Source organism: Pseudoxanthomonas sp. JC1303 (assembly GCF_058448525.1).
In genome coordinates, this window is the sequence record NZ_CP185958.1 from 3,691,864 (window position 1) to 3,705,137 (window position 13,274).

Annotated in this window: 12 protein-coding genes; 6 read left to right on the top strand and 6 right to left on the bottom strand. The window is 67.7% G+C overall.

Annotation, left to right across the window (positions count from 1 at the left end; translation table 11 throughout):
• Positions 1-47: 47 nt before the first annotated feature.
• Both ACORQU_RS16545 and ACORQU_RS16550 read right to left on the bottom strand, forming a co-directional pair.
• Positions 48-1,652 (bottom strand): ATP-dependent DNA ligase, encoded by a 1,605-nt coding sequence (locus ACORQU_RS16545; protein ID WP_491642162.1) that lies wholly within the window; start codon positions 1,650-1,652, stop codon positions 48-50.
• Positions 1,649-2,650 (bottom strand): ligase-associated DNA damage response exonuclease, encoded by a 1,002-nt coding sequence (locus ACORQU_RS16550; RefSeq protein ID WP_491642163.1) that lies wholly within the window; start codon positions 2,648-2,650, stop codon positions 1,649-1,651. Before ACORQU_RS16550 ends, ACORQU_RS16545 begins: the two co-directional genes overlap by 4 nt.
• Positions 2,651-2,834: 184 nt before the next feature.
• Here ACORQU_RS16550 and ACORQU_RS16555 point away from each other — a divergent pair, with 184 nt between their 5' ends.
• Positions 2,835-3,383: a hypothetical protein gene (locus ACORQU_RS16555; protein ID WP_491642164.1), complete on the top strand. Its 549-nt coding sequence runs from the start codon at positions 2,835-2,837 to the stop codon at positions 3,381-3,383.
• 47 nt (positions 3,384-3,430) lie between these two features.
• The gene (locus ACORQU_RS16560) at positions 3,431-5,068 is read left to right on the top strand and encodes an acyl-CoA dehydrogenase family protein (RefSeq protein ID WP_491642165.1); all 1,638 of its coding nucleotides are present in this window, start codon (positions 3,431-3,433) and stop codon (positions 5,066-5,068) included.
• Between the two features lie 7 nt (positions 5,069-5,075).
• Here the strand turns inward: ACORQU_RS16560 and fabR are convergent, their stop codons facing one another.
• A complete protein-coding gene (gene fabR, locus ACORQU_RS16565) occupies positions 5,076-5,744 on the bottom strand; it encodes an HTH-type transcriptional repressor FabR (RefSeq protein ID WP_491642166.1) in 669 nt (222 codons plus the stop codon).
• A 100-nt stretch (positions 5,745-5,844) separates the two neighbouring features.
• On the opposite strand from fabR, the gene ACORQU_RS16570 reads away from it, so the two are divergent.
• The 3 genes from ACORQU_RS16570 to ACORQU_RS16580 all read left to right on the top strand — a co-directional run bounded on the left by ACORQU_RS16570 (position 5,845) and on the right by ACORQU_RS16580 (position 8,609).
• The gene (locus ACORQU_RS16570) at positions 5,845-6,936 is read left to right on the top strand and encodes a ferredoxin reductase (RefSeq protein WP_491642167.1); all 1,092 of its coding nucleotides are present in this window, start codon (positions 5,845-5,847) and stop codon (positions 6,934-6,936) included.
• The gene (locus ACORQU_RS16575) at positions 6,936-8,066 is read left to right on the top strand and encodes a fatty acid desaturase family protein (protein WP_491642168.1); all 1,131 of its coding nucleotides are present in this window, start codon (positions 6,936-6,938) and stop codon (positions 8,064-8,066) included. Before ACORQU_RS16570 ends, ACORQU_RS16575 begins: the two co-directional genes overlap by 1 nt.
• 90 nt (positions 8,067-8,156) lie before the next feature.
• Positions 8,157-8,609, top strand: coding sequence for a hypothetical protein (locus ACORQU_RS16580; protein ID WP_491642169.1), 453 nt, complete (start codon positions 8,157-8,159; stop codon positions 8,607-8,609).
• A 76-nt stretch (positions 8,610-8,685) separates the two neighbouring features.
• Here the strand turns inward: ACORQU_RS16580 and ACORQU_RS16585 are convergent, their stop codons facing one another.
• Positions 8,686-10,842: a M3 family metallopeptidase gene (locus tag ACORQU_RS16585; protein WP_491642170.1), complete on the bottom strand. Its 2,157-nt coding sequence runs from the start codon at positions 10,840-10,842 to the stop codon at positions 8,686-8,688.
• Positions 10,843-11,007: 165 nt separating this feature from the next.
• Between ACORQU_RS16585 and ACORQU_RS16590 the strand changes: the two genes are divergently transcribed.
• Complete coding sequence (locus ACORQU_RS16590; protein WP_271646079.1) at positions 11,008-11,490, top strand: glutathione peroxidase; 483 nt, start codon at positions 11,008-11,010, stop codon at positions 11,488-11,490.
• A gap of 158 nt (positions 11,491-11,648) precedes the next feature.
• On the opposite strand, the gene ACORQU_RS16595 is transcribed toward ACORQU_RS16590, so the two are convergent.
• Entirely contained in the window at positions 11,649-12,395 is a 747-nt protein-coding gene (locus tag ACORQU_RS16595) for an EAL domain-containing protein (RefSeq protein WP_271646078.1), read from the bottom strand.
• Between the two features lie 99 nt (positions 12,396-12,494).
• Positions 12,495-13,274 (bottom strand): ferredoxin--NADP reductase, encoded by a 780-nt coding sequence (locus ACORQU_RS16600; RefSeq protein ID WP_491642171.1) that lies wholly within the window; start codon positions 13,272-13,274, stop codon positions 12,495-12,497.

A 13,274-nucleotide genomic window follows, 5' to 3' on the forward strand; every position in this document is an offset into this window, starting at 1 on the left:
CAGCAGGCGTCTGGCCACCGGTCCGGGCCGGCGTGGGGGGCGTTGGGTCACCGCGCCAGGGCCTTCAGATCGTCCAGGTGGTCGGCTTCGGCCATGGGCTTGTCGTGGCGCCAGCGCAGGATGCGCGGGAAGCGCGTGGCGATGCCGGACTTGTGTCGCTTGCTGACGTTGACCGCCTCGAAGCCCAGTTCGAAGACATGGTGCGGCGTCACCGCACGCACCGGCCCGAAGCGCTCGGTGGTGTGCGCGCGGATCCAGCTATCCAGCTTGAGGATCTCCTTGTCGTCCAGGCCCGAGTACGCCTTGGCGACCGGCACCAGCACCTCGCCGTCCCACAGCCCGAAGGTGTAGTCGGTGTAGAGCGTGCTGCGCCGGCCATGACCGGCTTGCGCGTAGATCAGCACCGCATCGATGGTCAGCGGATCGATCTTCCACTTCCACCAGTCCCCGCGCTTGCGCCCGCCCTGGTAGGTGGAACTGCCGCGCTTGAGCATCAGGCCTTCCACGCCGCGCGCGCGCGCGTCCTCACGCAGCCGCGCGGCGGTGTGCCAGTCCTGCGCCTGGACCTGCGGCGAAACCACCAGGCGTGGATCGCCATGTGCTTGCAGCAGGTGTTCGAGTAGGGCGCGGCGCTGGTCCAGCGGACGCTCGCGCAGGTCCTCGCCGTCCAGTTCCAACAGGTCGTAAGCCTGCACGCGTGCGGGGGTGTCGGCCAGGGTCTTGGCCCCGGGCTTGCGGCGCTGGATGCGGGTCTGCAGCGCGGTGAACGGCATCGGGGCATGCTCGCCTTCGCGCCAGGCCAGCAGCTCGCCGTCGATCACGCAGTCGCGTTGCAACGTGGCCGCGGCGGCTTCGATCTCCGGGAAGCGGCCGTCCAGGCGTTCCTCGCCGCGCGACCACAGCGCGACTTCACCCTGGCGCCGGATCAGCTGCAGGCGGATGCCGTCCCACTTCCATTCCAGCCGCCAGTCTTCGATCTCGCCCAGCGTGGTGGCCTCGGCTTCCAGCGGCGAGGCGAGGAAAAACGGGTAAGGCTGCTGACGGTCGCTGGGCAGTTCCTCGTCCGAGAGCAGGTCCTGCAGGAACTGCGGCGTCGGGACCCATTCGCCGAGCATGCGCTGGGCAATGCGAGCGATGTCGATGCCGCTCATCTCGCTCAGCGCCTGCTGCACCAGTCGCTGCGACACGCCCACCCGCAGCGCGCCTGTCAGCAGCTTGTTGAACACCAGTCGCTGCGCATAGGGCAGGGCGTGCCAGGCGTCGACGATGACCGCGCGGCGCACGGCTTCGTCCTGGTTGGCCACCGGCAGCAGGCGCTGCTCGATCCACTCAGCCAGCCCCACGTCCGGCGCTGGATCGGCCGGATCGTTCAGCAGCAGGGCCAGCGTCTCGGCCAGGTCGCCCACGTGGTCGTAGCTGTCGTCCACCAGCCAGTCCGGCGTGGCCGATTCCTGCGCGATCCATGCGCGCAGCTCCTGGGTGCCGGCGATCTTGCGCCGCGCGCCGGTGAGCTTGCCGCCGCACAGCAGGTACAGCGCCCACACCGCGTCGCGCGGCGGCGCATCGCGGAAATACGCAACCAGCGCCGCGCGCTTGTCCAGCGTGGCGGTGCTCTCATCGAGCGCCTTGTACAGCTCGGCGAAGCGCTTCATTCCTCACCGCCGTAATCGGTGCGGAAGGCTTCGGCGGCGATGCCGGCCTCGTTCATCGCGCGGATGATGGCCTCGGTATTGCCATGCGTGGCGATGACGCGGCGCGCGCCGGTCTCGCGCACGGTCCGCAGCAGGTCGGGCCAGTCGGCATGGTCGGACACCACGAAGCCGCGATCGTAGTTGCGTCGCCGCCGGTTGCCGCGCACCCGCATCCAACCGGAGGCAAACCCCTGCTGGGCCTTGCGGAAGCGGCGGATCCACGGACTGCCCGCCGCGGACGGCGGGGCCAGGATCAGCTGCCCGGCGTAATCGCTGCCCTTGGCGGTTTCGGACACGGGCAGCGTATCGAGCATGGCGATGCCGGCGCCGCGATACACCTCCACCCCGGTCTGGATCGCGCCGTGCAGCAACGCAGGCTGGTCGTCCAGGTCGCGCAGTTCGGCCAGCAGCCGCTGTGCCTTGCCCAATGCGTAACAGTACAGGATCGCGGCTTCGCCACGTGCGGCACAGTGCCGACGCCAGGCGACGATCTCGCGCGCCACCTCGCGCGTGTCCGGCCAGCGGTAGATCGGCAGGCCGAAGGTCGCCTCAGTGATGAAGGTGTCGCAGGGCACGACTTCTAAGGGCGCGCAGGTCGGGTCGGGCTGACGCTTGTAGTCGCCCGAGGCGACCCAGACCTGCCCGTGGGCTTCCACGCGCACCTGCGCCGAACCCAGCACGTGTCCGGCGGGATGCAGCGAGACGCTGGCGTCGCCAAGGCGGAAGGTGTCGCCGTAATCGTGGATGGCGTAGTCCTGTTCGCCCAGCCGCCATTGCAGGATCGGCACGCTCTCGCGCGTGGCCCAGTAGCGGCCCATGCCGGTGCGCGCGTGATCGCCGTGGCCGTGGGTGATGACCGCGTGCGGCACCGGCTTCCACGGGTCGATGTGAAAGTCGCCGGCCGGGCAGTACAGGCCCTCCGGGCGCAGGACGATCAGGTCTTCGGTTGCTGTGGCCATGGGCGGGCAGGGTGCGGGCAGGGATGTGCACAGGCCGCCAACGTTGGGGTTCTGCGTCTCAGCAGCTGAGACCAGAAGGTTTGGCCACGGGCGCGGCACCCTCGCGCGACGCTGACATGCGGCCCCGCATCCTGCGCGCCCCTGGCTGGCCGGTCCGGTCCGCCAAACCAGAAGGAGGATCTGGATGAAAACGTGGTGTCCCCCGGCACTCCTGTTGCTGCTGTCCGCCTGTAGCGCGCAGGCGCCAGCGCCTGAAACCACCGCCCAGACGTCTCCGGAGACGGCCCCGGCACAGTCCCGGCCTGCGCCGCAGACGCCGGCCAAGCAGAAGGCCGACGCCCCCCCTGCGGGCGACTCGGCGGCGATGGATGCGCGCATCGATCGCGTGCTGGGCCCGCATGCGGCCTATCGCTCGGTGTTCGAACGCCTGCAGGAAGCCGTGGCCAGCCATGATCCGATGGGCGTGGCGGCGATGGTCCGCTATCCGCTGAAGATCCATACCGAGGCCGGCATCGAGCAGGTGGACAACGCGCAGGCCTTCGTGGCGCGCTATGAGGACATCATGCGGCCTTCCATCGTTCAGGCCATCGCCGATGCGCGCTATGGCGAGCTGTTCGTCAGCCAGAATGGGGTGATGCTCGGCGCCGGCCAGGTCTGGATCAACGGCGTCTGCCGCGATCCGGCCTGTGTGGACGTGGACGTCAAGGTGACCGCGCTCCAGCCCGGAGGCTGAGCCGTCCGGCGCGCTGCGGCACAATGGTGGGCAGGGAGGAGCACGCCATGCAGGACGAACCCGCACCCTTCGAAACGCATCAGGTCAGCAACCAGCCGCCTGAGTTCAGTCCCCGTGATCTGTTGGCCGATGACCAGGTCCTGCGCGAGGGCGTCGCGCGACAGGGCGCGGCCGCCTTCGTGTCGGCCCTGGTCGACTACGGCACGCTGGCCGGTGGCGAGCTCTACGCATTGGGTTTCGACGCCAACCGCGACCGGCCGCGGCTGAGAACGCATGACCGCTTCGGCCAGCGCATCGAGGTGGTCGAGTTCCACCCCGCGTATCACCGCTTGATGGACGCGGCCAAGGCGGGGGGCGTGGCCGGCCTGTCGTGGACGGCGCAGGCCCCCGGCGCGCACGTGGCCCGCGCCGCGCTGAGTTATCTGCATCACCAGGCCGATGCCGGCACCAGTTGCCCGCTGACCATGACCCACGCGGCCGTGCCGGTGCTGCGCCAGGCGCCGGCGCTGCGGGCGTGGGCGGACAAGGCCGCCGCCCCGCACTACGACCCGCGCGATATTCCCATCGCCGGCAAGGCCGGGATCACCCTGGGCATGGGCATGACCGAGAAGCAGGGCGGGTCGGACGTGCGCAGCAATGCCACGGTCGCCACGCCCAGTGGCGGGGAAGACGAATACACGCTGGTCGGGCACAAGTGGTTTTTTTCGGCGCCCATGTCCGATGGCTGGCTGGTGCTGGCGCAGGCGCCGGGCGGGCTGAGCTGCTTCCTGCTGCCGCGACGTCTGCCCGATGGCAGCCTCAACGCGCTGCGCCTGATGCGGCTCAAGGACAAGCTGGGCGACTGGTCCAATGCCTCCAGCGAGGTGGAGTTCACCGGCGCGATGGCCCATCGCATCGGTGCGGAGGGGCGCGGGGTGGCGACCATCATCCAGATGGTCATGCTCACCCGACTGGACTGCATGCTGGGCGCCACCGCCGAGATGCGCATGGCGCTGGCGCACGCGGTGCACCATGCCCGTCATCGCCGCACCTTCGGCAAGGCGCTGGTCGAGCACGCGCTGATGCGCAACGTGCTGGCCGACCTGTCGCTGGAATGGGAAGCCGCCCTGGCGCTCTGCCTGCGCGTGGCAGGCGCGGTGGATCGCGCACCGACCGATCCGCACAAGGCCGCGCTGGCGCGTGTGGTCACCGCCATTGGCAAGTACTGGATCTGCCGGCGTGCGCCGGCCTTCGTCAACGAGGCCCAGGAGTGCCTGGGCGGGGCCGGCTATGTGGAGGAATCGATCCTGCCGCGTCTGTTCCGGCAGTCGCCGCTCAACGGCATCTGGGAAGGCAGCGGCAACATCCAGTGCCTGGACGTGCTGCGCGCGCTGGCGAAGGAACCGGCGTGCATGCAGGCCCTGAGGGCGGAACTTGACGCCGCCCGCGGCCTGGACCGCGATTACGACCAGCAGCTGGAGGTGCTGGCCTCGCAACTCGCCAACGGAGCGCCGGCCGAAGCGGGTGCGCGCCTGCTGGTGGAGCAACTGGCGCTGTTGCTGCAGGCCAGCGTCTTGCTGCGCGACCAGAGCCCCGCCGCACCGCTGTTCTGCCGCTCACGCCTGGGCCGCGCGCATGGGTTGGCGATGGGAACCTTGCCGGACAGCGCGGATTTCGGTCCGCTGATCGAGCGCGCGTTGCCCTGATGCAACGTCAGCGAGTGCCGACACCCTTGGCCATCGCCCGCGACCCGGTCAGGATCATCCGCAGCATGGTCGAGAGCTGTTCGATCAGCTCCGGGTCGCGTTCGGGCGGCAGATCCATCGCATTGGCGCCGGCGGCGAAGACCAGGCGGGTGATCGCCTTGGACACCAGGGCCGGCTCGTGCAGGGTCGCGCCGTCGGCGGCGGCCAGGCGCACCAGATCGACCTTCAGTTCGTCCTCGAAATAGGTCAGCTCGCGTTCGACGGCGGCCTTGAACGCGTCCGAGCCGACCATGCCTTCACGCAGCAGCACATGCAGCAGCTTGTCGTCGGCGCGCAGCTGTTCCATGAAGGTCTCCACCGACAGGCCGATCACGCTGCGGTCCGCCCGCAGCGCGCGGCGCCGGGCCTGGCCGATGATCTGGCGCAGCGAGCTGCCGGCCAGGTCGATCAGGGCCACGGCCAGTTCGTCCATGTCGCGGAACTGCCGATAGAAGCTGTTTGGCGCGATCCCGGCCTCGCGGGTGACCTCGCGCAGGCTCAGTGAGGCCAGGCTGCGATGCGGGCCCACCAGGCGCAGGGCCGCCGCCAGCAGATCCTGCCGCGAGATCGCGGCTCTGCGGACCGGCGAGGTGTCTTCGGCGGTCGGGTCGATAGCGGCGGGCTCCGTGACGGGCATTGCAGTTCCTCGGCCTGGTGGGGCAGGCCGATGAATCATAGCCTCATCGCGAATATACAAGTGTATAGACATACGTTCTCACGTCTGTATAGTGCATGCCATGAGTGCCATCACCGCCCGCCGTTCCCGTCCCGCCCCCCGCCAGCCCCTGCGTCTTGCACGCGGGCTGGTGGAGCCGGCGGTGTTCGATTTCTGGGCGTCCCGGCTGCATCCGCTGTGGACATGGGAGCGCCCGCTGGCGCGTCTGAAGGCGCGTCACCAGGCGGCCGAAGGCGCGGTGACGCTGGTCCTGCAGGCCAATCGGCATTTCGCTGGGCTGCGCGCGGGCCAGCACATCAACCTGGGCGTGGAGATCGACGGCGCGCGCGTCACCCGCAGCTACAGCCCCAGCAGGGTGGACGGTCGCCGCATCGAAATCACCGTGCGCGCGGTCGAGGGCGGCCGGGTGAGTCAGTACCTGTGCCAGCAGGCGCGCATCGGTGAAGTGTTCGAACTGGGCGCGGCCTTCGGCGCGATGACGCTGCCGGCCGCGGTCCACGGCGCCTGGCTGTTCCTGGCCGCGGGCAGCGGCATCACCCCGCTGATGGCGATGCTGCGCGACCTGGACGCCTCCGGCATGCCGGTCGAATTGGACCTGGTGTACTGGGCGCGGACCCGCGCCGAGGTCTGTTTCGCCGAAGATCTGCAGGCCATGGCCGCACGCCATCGTGGCCTGAAGGTGCACCTGCGCCTGACCCGCGAGACGCAAGCTCAGGCGGCGCCGCGCATCGACCAGACAGACCTGGCCGCGCTGGTGGCCGAACTTCCGCGCCGCCAGGTGTTCGCCTGCGGCCCGCATGGCTTCGTGCAGGCCGCGCGCGCGCAGTTGGAGGGCCGCGTCACCCGGTTCGAGGCCGAGGCGTTCACGCCGCCGCAGGCGCTCCCGGGCGAAACCGGCACGGTGGACGTCACCCTGTCACGCAGCGGGCGCACCCTGACCGTGGCCCGCGACACCTCGCTGCTGGAGGCGCTGGAAGCCCAGGGCCTGCGTCCGGCGTCCGGCTGTCGCATGGGCATCTGCAACACCTGCGCCTGCACCAAGCGCGCAGGCATCACCCGCGATACCCAGTCCAACGCGCGTTCGGGTGAGCCCGACGCCACCGTGCGCTTGTGCATCAGCGCCGCGTCCACCGACCTGACCTTGGATCTGTAATGGCCCACAAGAACCGCCCTCTGTCCCAGGACGAACTGCAGCGCTTCGGCGACGAACTGGACGCGCTGCGTGCGCGCACCGTGGCCAAGCTGGGGTCTCCCGACGCCCGCTACATCCGCCGCGCCGTGGCCGCCGTGCGCTGGACCGGTGCGCTGGGCCGTCTGGCGCTGTTCGCCGGCGCGGTGGGTGGCGCCTTCCTGCCGCTGCTGCTGTGGCCGGCCTGCATCGCCGGCACGCTGCTGCTGGCGCTGTCCAAGATCCTGGAGAACATGACCGTCGGCCACAACGTGATCCATGGTCAGTACGACTGGATGGGCGATCCGCAGCTGCACAGCCGCACCTACGAGTGGGACATCGTCGCCACCAGCGAGAACTGGCGCAAAACCCATAATTTCCGCCACCACACCTACACCAATGTGCGCGGCTTGGACGATGACATCGGCTACGGCCTGCTGCGCATCTTCCCCGAGCAGCGCTGGAAGCCGTTCAACCTGCTGCAGCCGCCGATCGCGGTGATCTTCTGCCTGCTGTTCGAGTGGGGCGTGGCGATTCAGGACCTGCGCCTGGGCCGCGTGTTCGCCGGCAAGATGACCTTCAAGCAGCTGCGCGCGCAGTTCCGGCCGGTAGGGCGCAAGATGCGTCGGCAGATGATCAAGGACTACCTGATCTTCCCCGCGCTGGCCGGCCCGTTCTTCCTGCCGGTGCTGCTGGGCAACCTGGTGGCCAACGTGCTGCGCAGCATCTGGACCTACGTGGTGATCTTCTGCGGTCACTTCACCGCCGAAGCCGAAACTTTTCCAAAGGATTGCGTGCGTAATGAAAGCCGTGGCCACTGGTACCTGCGCCAGCTGCGTGGCTCGTCCAATATCAGCGGCGGCAAGGTCGTGGACGTGCTGACTGGTGACCTGAGCCACCAAATCGAGCATCACTTCTTCCCCGACATCCCGGCCAACCGCTACAGCGACATGGCCGTGGAGGTGCGCGAGATCTGCGCCCGGTACGGCCAGCACTACAACACCGGCTCGTTGTTCAAACAGTTCGGTCAGGTGGCCTGGCGCATCCTGCGTCATTCCCTGCCCAGCAAGCCGCGTCGTACGCGCGCGCTGGTCCAGGCGCCAGCGGTCGGCTGAACGAACCGCCCTGGCAGGGTGGTGGGGCTTCATGGCGCAGCCAGTCGGGGTGCGCTAGCGTGGGTGCCATTCCATACGGGGAGTTCCTTCATGCGCAACAGGACCTACCTGATCGCCATCGTCGGCGCGGTGGCTTACGGCGTCTTCGGCCTGGCCGCTGCGCAGCAGCTCAACCAGCCCAGGCAAGTGGAGCCGTTCAAGCCGGCCAGCAGCGCTGAGTCGACCAGCCCTTCCTCCCATGTGCTGCCCGCGCCGCAGCAGCGGGTGAAGTCCGGAGTGCGGGCGAGCGCCAGCGATCGGGCCACCCCCGCGCCGATGAGCGCGAAGGGGCCGGCCAACGATGCCGCGCGGCCTGGCCAGCCTTCCAGCATCACGCCCAAGGCGCCGGTCAAGCCACTGCGGGTCACTGATGCGCAGGGGCGCGTGGTGGGCGGCGCGGTGATGGTGGGTGAAAACCGGGTGATGGATCCCAGGACCGGCCGGGTCTATTCCACCGTTCCGGACGGCGACGGGCAGCGCATCATCCAACCGACCAAGCCGTGAGTGGTTGATCGCGAAGCAGAAAAGAAAAAGCCCGGCGTTGCCGGGCTTTTTCGTAGATGTGGACGCAAGCCGTGACTCAGTCGGCCTTGGCGTCCAGCCCGCGTTTTTCCAGCAGGGGCTGGATTTCCGGTCCGTGCCCGGCGAAGTCCTGGAACAGTTTCAGCGCGTCCTGGCTGCCGCCCTGGGACAACAGCGTCTTGCGGAAGTGATCGCCGTTGGCGCGGCTCAATCCGCCATGCTGGCGGAACCACTGCTCGCTGTTGGCAGCCAGGACCTCGGACCAGATGTAGGCATAGTAGCCGGCCGAGTAGCCGCCCATGATGTGGCTGAAGTACGGCGTGCGGTAGCGCGGCGGCACCGGCGCGTAATCAGTCCCGTTGGCTTTCAGCGCGTCGGCCTCGAAGGCCATCACGCCGGCGGCCGGCGGCACCTGCTCGGCGGTGATCTGGTGCCAGCTCTGGTCGAGCATCGCCGCGCCCAGGTACTCGGTGGTGGCGAAGCCCTGGTTGAACTTGGACGCGGCGATCACCTTGTCCAGCAACGCCTGCGGCATCGCCTCGCCGGTCTGGTAATGCTTGGCGTAGTGCTTGAGCACGGCCGGATAATCCGCCCACATCTCGTTGACCTGCGAGGGATACTCGACGAAGTCGCGCGGCACGCTGGTCCCGGAGAAATAGGGGTATTCCACGTTGGAGAACATGCCGTGCAGCGCATGGCCGAACTCGTGGAACATGGTGGTGACCTCGTCCCAGGTCAGCAGCGTCGGCTTGCCTTCCGGCGGCTTGGGGATGTTGAGGTGGTTGGCGATCACCGGCAGGTTGCCGGTCAGGCCGGACTGGGAGACGTAGGCATTCATCCAGGCGCCGCCGCGCTTGGATTCGCGCGCATACATGTCCGAGATGAAGATCGCCAGCGGCTTGCCATCGGCGTCGGTCACGTCGAACACGCGCACCGACGGCTCGTAGACCGGCAGGTCGTGACGCTCCTTGAAGCTGATCCCGTACATCTCGTGCGCGGCGTAGAAGACGCCGTTCTGCTGCACGCTGTCCAGCTCGAAGTACGGCTTGAGCTGGGACTCGTCGAAGTCGTACTTGGCCTTGCGCACCTTCTCGGTGTAGTAGGCCCAGTCCCAGGGCTGCAGCTGGAAGCTCGGCTTGCCGGCCGCTTTCTGCTCGCTATCGATCATCGCCTGCAGGTCGGCGCCTTCCTTCTTGGCATTGGCCACCGCGGCCGGCGCCAACTTGCCGAGCATGTCGTTGACCGCGGCCGGCGTCTTGGCGGTCTCGTCCTCCAGCACGTAGGCGGCCCAGGTGGGATAGCCCAGCAGTACGGCCTTGTCGGCCCGCAGCTTCATGATCTTGGAGACAATGCCCGTGTTGTCGAAGGCATTGCCGCGGCTGCCGCGCGCGACAGAGGCCTCAAACAGTCGTTGACGCGTGGCGCGGTCGGTGAGCTGCGATTCCGGAGGCTGGCCGGTGGTGTTGAGCAGGGTGATGACGTACTTGCCCTTCAGACCGCGCTTGGCAGCCTCGGCGGCGGCCCCGTCGATCTGCTCGCGGGTGAAGCCGTCGAGCTGCTTGACGTCATCGACCACGACCGCCGAATCGTTGACCTCCTTCAGGACGTTCTGACTGAACTGCGTCCCGAGGGCGGCCAGCTGGCTGTTCATGTCCTTCAGACGGACCTTGTCGGCATCGGAGAGCTTGGCGCCGGCGCGCACGAAGTCGGTGTGGTACTTCTCGACCAGGCGCACCGCCTGCGGGTCCAGGCCCAGCGTGTCACGGCTGTCGTAGAGCGCCTGGAGGCGCGCGAAGAGCTTGCCGTTCAAGGTGATCGCATCGCGATGGGCGGCGAATTTGCCCGAGTACTCGCTGCGCAGCTTCTCGCGCGCCGGATTGGTGTCGGCACCGACCAGGTTGAAGAACACCGTGGTGGCGCGGTCCAGTTCCTGGCCGCTCTTCTCCATGGCGATGATGGTGTTGTCGAAGGTCGGCTTGGCCGGGTTGTCGGCGATCGCCTGGACCTCCTTGAGCTGCTGGGCCATGCCCGCATCGAAGGCCGGGGCGAAGTCGCTGTCCTTGATCTTGTCGAACTGCGGGTAGTGCAGCGGCAGCGGGCTCTCGCTGGCAAAGGGATTGGCGGCCGGGCTGGCAGCCGTCGGCGTGGTCTGGGCGTAGGCGGGCATGGTGGTTCCAAGGGCGAGGGCAAGCGCCAGGGCGAGACGGGTGGTCATGCGGTGTGGCTTCCATGTGACAGGCAGTAGGGCAGGCTAACCCAGTTGCGGTGCGTGCCTGCAAATGACCATGGTCATGCAGGCGATGTCGATCCTGTCATTCGCCCAGGTGGTGGTCGTGGGCGTCAACGCCTATGATCCGCGCCTTGGGAGGAGTTGCGACGCATGCGAGGAGTATTCGAGTATTCGGCGACCGACATCCACGGGCGCGAGCAGCCGCTCGCCGAGTGGGCTGGCTCGGTGCTGTTGATCGTGAATGTGGCGTCGCGCTGTGGATTCACGCCCCAATACGGTGGTCTGGAACTGCTGTGGCAGCAGTACCGCGACCGCGGCCTGGTGGTGATGGGGTTTCCGTGCAACCAGTTTGGTCAGCAGGAGCCCGGGGACGAGGCGCAGATCCACGAATTCTGCGGGCTCAATTATGCGGTGACCTTCCCGATGTTCTCCAAGGTCCAGGTCAATGGCGCCGATGCGCATCCGTTGTGGAAGCGCCTGCAGCACGACAAGCCAGGGCTGTTCGGCTCCGAGCGGATCAAGTGGAACTTCACCAAGTTCCTGATCGGGCGCAATGGCCAGGTGGTCAAGCGCTATGGCCCGCGTCATACGCCATCTTCGCTCGCTGGTGACATCGAGCGCGCCTTGGGGTGACGTGCAGGCGGGGCCGGCCCTTGCCGCTACCGCAGAGGCACGTCGGTGTACCGGAAGCCGTTGTCGGCTGCGCTTCGCATCCAAGGCGCTGCCGTTCCAGAGGACGAATGTCTTGCCGGCGACAACGGGTGTGTCGCGTTCGGTAGCAAGTGGGTGCCTCAGTGGGGCCAGTGCACCGGAGGAATGCCGCGCAACAAGGGGCGCGCGAACAGGTAGCCCTGCTGCAGGTCGATGCCCAACGCGCTGAGCGCCTTGGACTCATCCTCGCATTCGATGCCCTCGGCGACCACCTCGATCCCCAGCTCGGCGCAGAGCGCGGTCAGGTGCCGCGCGATGGCCTGGCGCTTGCGGTCGGTGTGGATGTCGCGGATCAGGTGCATGTCGAGCTTGACCAGGTCCGGTGTGAAATCGGCCAGCAGGTTGAGACCGGAGTGTCCCGCGCCGAAGTCGTCGATCGCCGTCTTCGGCCCGAGTTCGCGGTAGGTCTGCAGGATGTCCAGCAAATGGGCCGGATCCAACATGGCTTCCTGCTCGCTGACTTCGAAGATCAGCGTATCCAGCCCTCGGCCGTGCTGCTGGCAGGCCGCGACGGTGGCGCGCAGGCAATGCGCGGGCTTGTAGACCGCGTTGGGCATGAAGTTGATCGATAGCCGGGTGTCCAGCCCGATCCGTGCGGCCGTGGCGATGGCCTCGGTCCGGCAGACCTGGTCGAAGGCGTAGCGGTTGCTATCGGTGACGGTGGCCAGCACGCTGGCCGCCGACTGGCCTTCGGTACCGCGGACCAGCGCCTCGTGCGCATAGATGGTCCTGCGACTGACCTGGACGATAGGTTGGAACGCCATCGACACCGCGACAGGCAGCGCCGTCCCGTCGCGACAGGCCGAGCAGGTGGGAAGTGCTGACATCTCAGGCCACACCAGGGAGGGGTCTGAGGTCGGTATCGGCCTGCCGGGCTAGATCTTCAGCGCAGATCCGTCACCGCGAAGCGCCGCCGGAAGCGTGGTTCACTTTTCGACGAAGGCGCGCTCGAACACGTAGTGGCCTGCATTGCCGATGCGATGCGAGGCCTCGAAGCCACGACTATCCAGCAGGGTGCGCAGGTCGGCGAGCATCTGCGGGCTGCCGCAGATCATGAACCGGTCGCGCGAAGGGTCGATCGGCTCCAGGCCCAGCGTCTGCGCCATCTGGCCGTTGCCCAGCAGTTCGGTCAGCCGGCCCTGATTGCGGAACGGTTCGCGGGTCACCGCCGGGTAGTACAACAGCTTCTCGCGGATGATCTCGCCCAGGAACTCGTGCTGCGGCAGCTCGTGCTCGAAATAGTCGCGATAGGCCAGGTCCTTCTCGAAGCGCACGCCATGGGTGAGGATCACCTTGTCGAAGCGCTCGTAGGTTTCCGGGTCCTTGATGATGCTCAGCCAGGGCGCCATGCCGGTCCCGGTGCCCAGCAGGTAGAGATGCTTGCCCGGGTGCAGGTCTGAGATCAGCAAGGTGCCGGTGGGCTTCTTGCCGACCAGGACGCTGTCGCCAGGCTTGATGTGGGCCAGGCGCGAGGTCAGCGGGCCGTTGGGCACCTTGATGCTGAAGAACTCGAGCTGCTCTTCCCAGTTAGCGCTGGCGATGGAATAGGCGCGCAGCAACGGGCGGGTCTCGCCTTCCAGCCCGATCATCACGAACTGGCCGTTGTCGAAGCGGAAGCCTTCATTGCGGGTGGTGGTGAAGCTGAAGTAGTCGTCGGTCCAGTGACGGACGTCGAGCACCGTTTCGGTGCCATAAGCGGAAGACAT

Excerpts from the sequence above, each read along its gene's own strand:
- ACORQU_RS16580 (WP_491642169.1), top strand. The coding sequence starts at position 8,157 with ATGCGCAACAGGACCTACCTGATCGCCATCGTCGGCGCGGTGGCTTAC.
- ACORQU_RS16560 (WP_491642165.1), top strand. The coding sequence starts at position 3,431 with ATGCAGGACGAACCCGCACCCTTCGAAACGCATCAGGTCAGCAACCAG.
- ACORQU_RS16570 (WP_491642167.1), top strand. The coding sequence starts at position 5,845 with ATGAGTGCCATCACCGCCCGCCGTTCCCGTCCCGCCCCCCGCCAGCCC.
- ACORQU_RS16585 (WP_491642170.1), bottom strand. The coding sequence starts at position 10,842 with ATGACCACCCGTCTCGCCCTGGCGCTTGCCCTCGCCCTTGGAACCACC.
- fabR (WP_491642166.1), bottom strand. The coding sequence starts at position 5,744 with ATGCCCGTCACGGAGCCCGCCGCTATCGACCCGACCGCCGAAGACACC.
- ACORQU_RS16555 (WP_491642164.1), top strand. The coding sequence starts at position 2,835 with ATGAAAACGTGGTGTCCCCCGGCACTCCTGTTGCTGCTGTCCGCCTGT.
- ACORQU_RS16595 (WP_271646078.1), bottom strand. The coding sequence starts at position 12,395 with ATGTCAGCACTTCCCACCTGCTCGGCCTGTCGCGACGGGACGGCGCTG.
- ACORQU_RS16545 (WP_491642162.1), bottom strand. The coding sequence starts at position 1,652 with ATGAAGCGCTTCGCCGAGCTGTACAAGGCGCTCGATGAGAGCACCGCC.
- ACORQU_RS16550 (WP_491642163.1), bottom strand. The coding sequence starts at position 2,650 with ATGGCCACAGCAACCGAAGACCTGATCGTCCTGCGCCCGGAGGGCCTG.
- ACORQU_RS16600 (WP_491642171.1), bottom strand. The coding sequence starts at position 13,274 with ATGTCTTCCGCTTATGGCACCGAAACGGTGCTCGACGTCCGTCACTGG.
- ACORQU_RS16590 (WP_271646079.1), top strand. The coding sequence starts at position 11,008 with ATGCGAGGAGTATTCGAGTATTCGGCGACCGACATCCACGGGCGCGAG.
- ACORQU_RS16575 (WP_491642168.1), top strand. The coding sequence starts at position 6,936 with ATGGCCCACAAGAACCGCCCTCTGTCCCAGGACGAACTGCAGCGCTTC.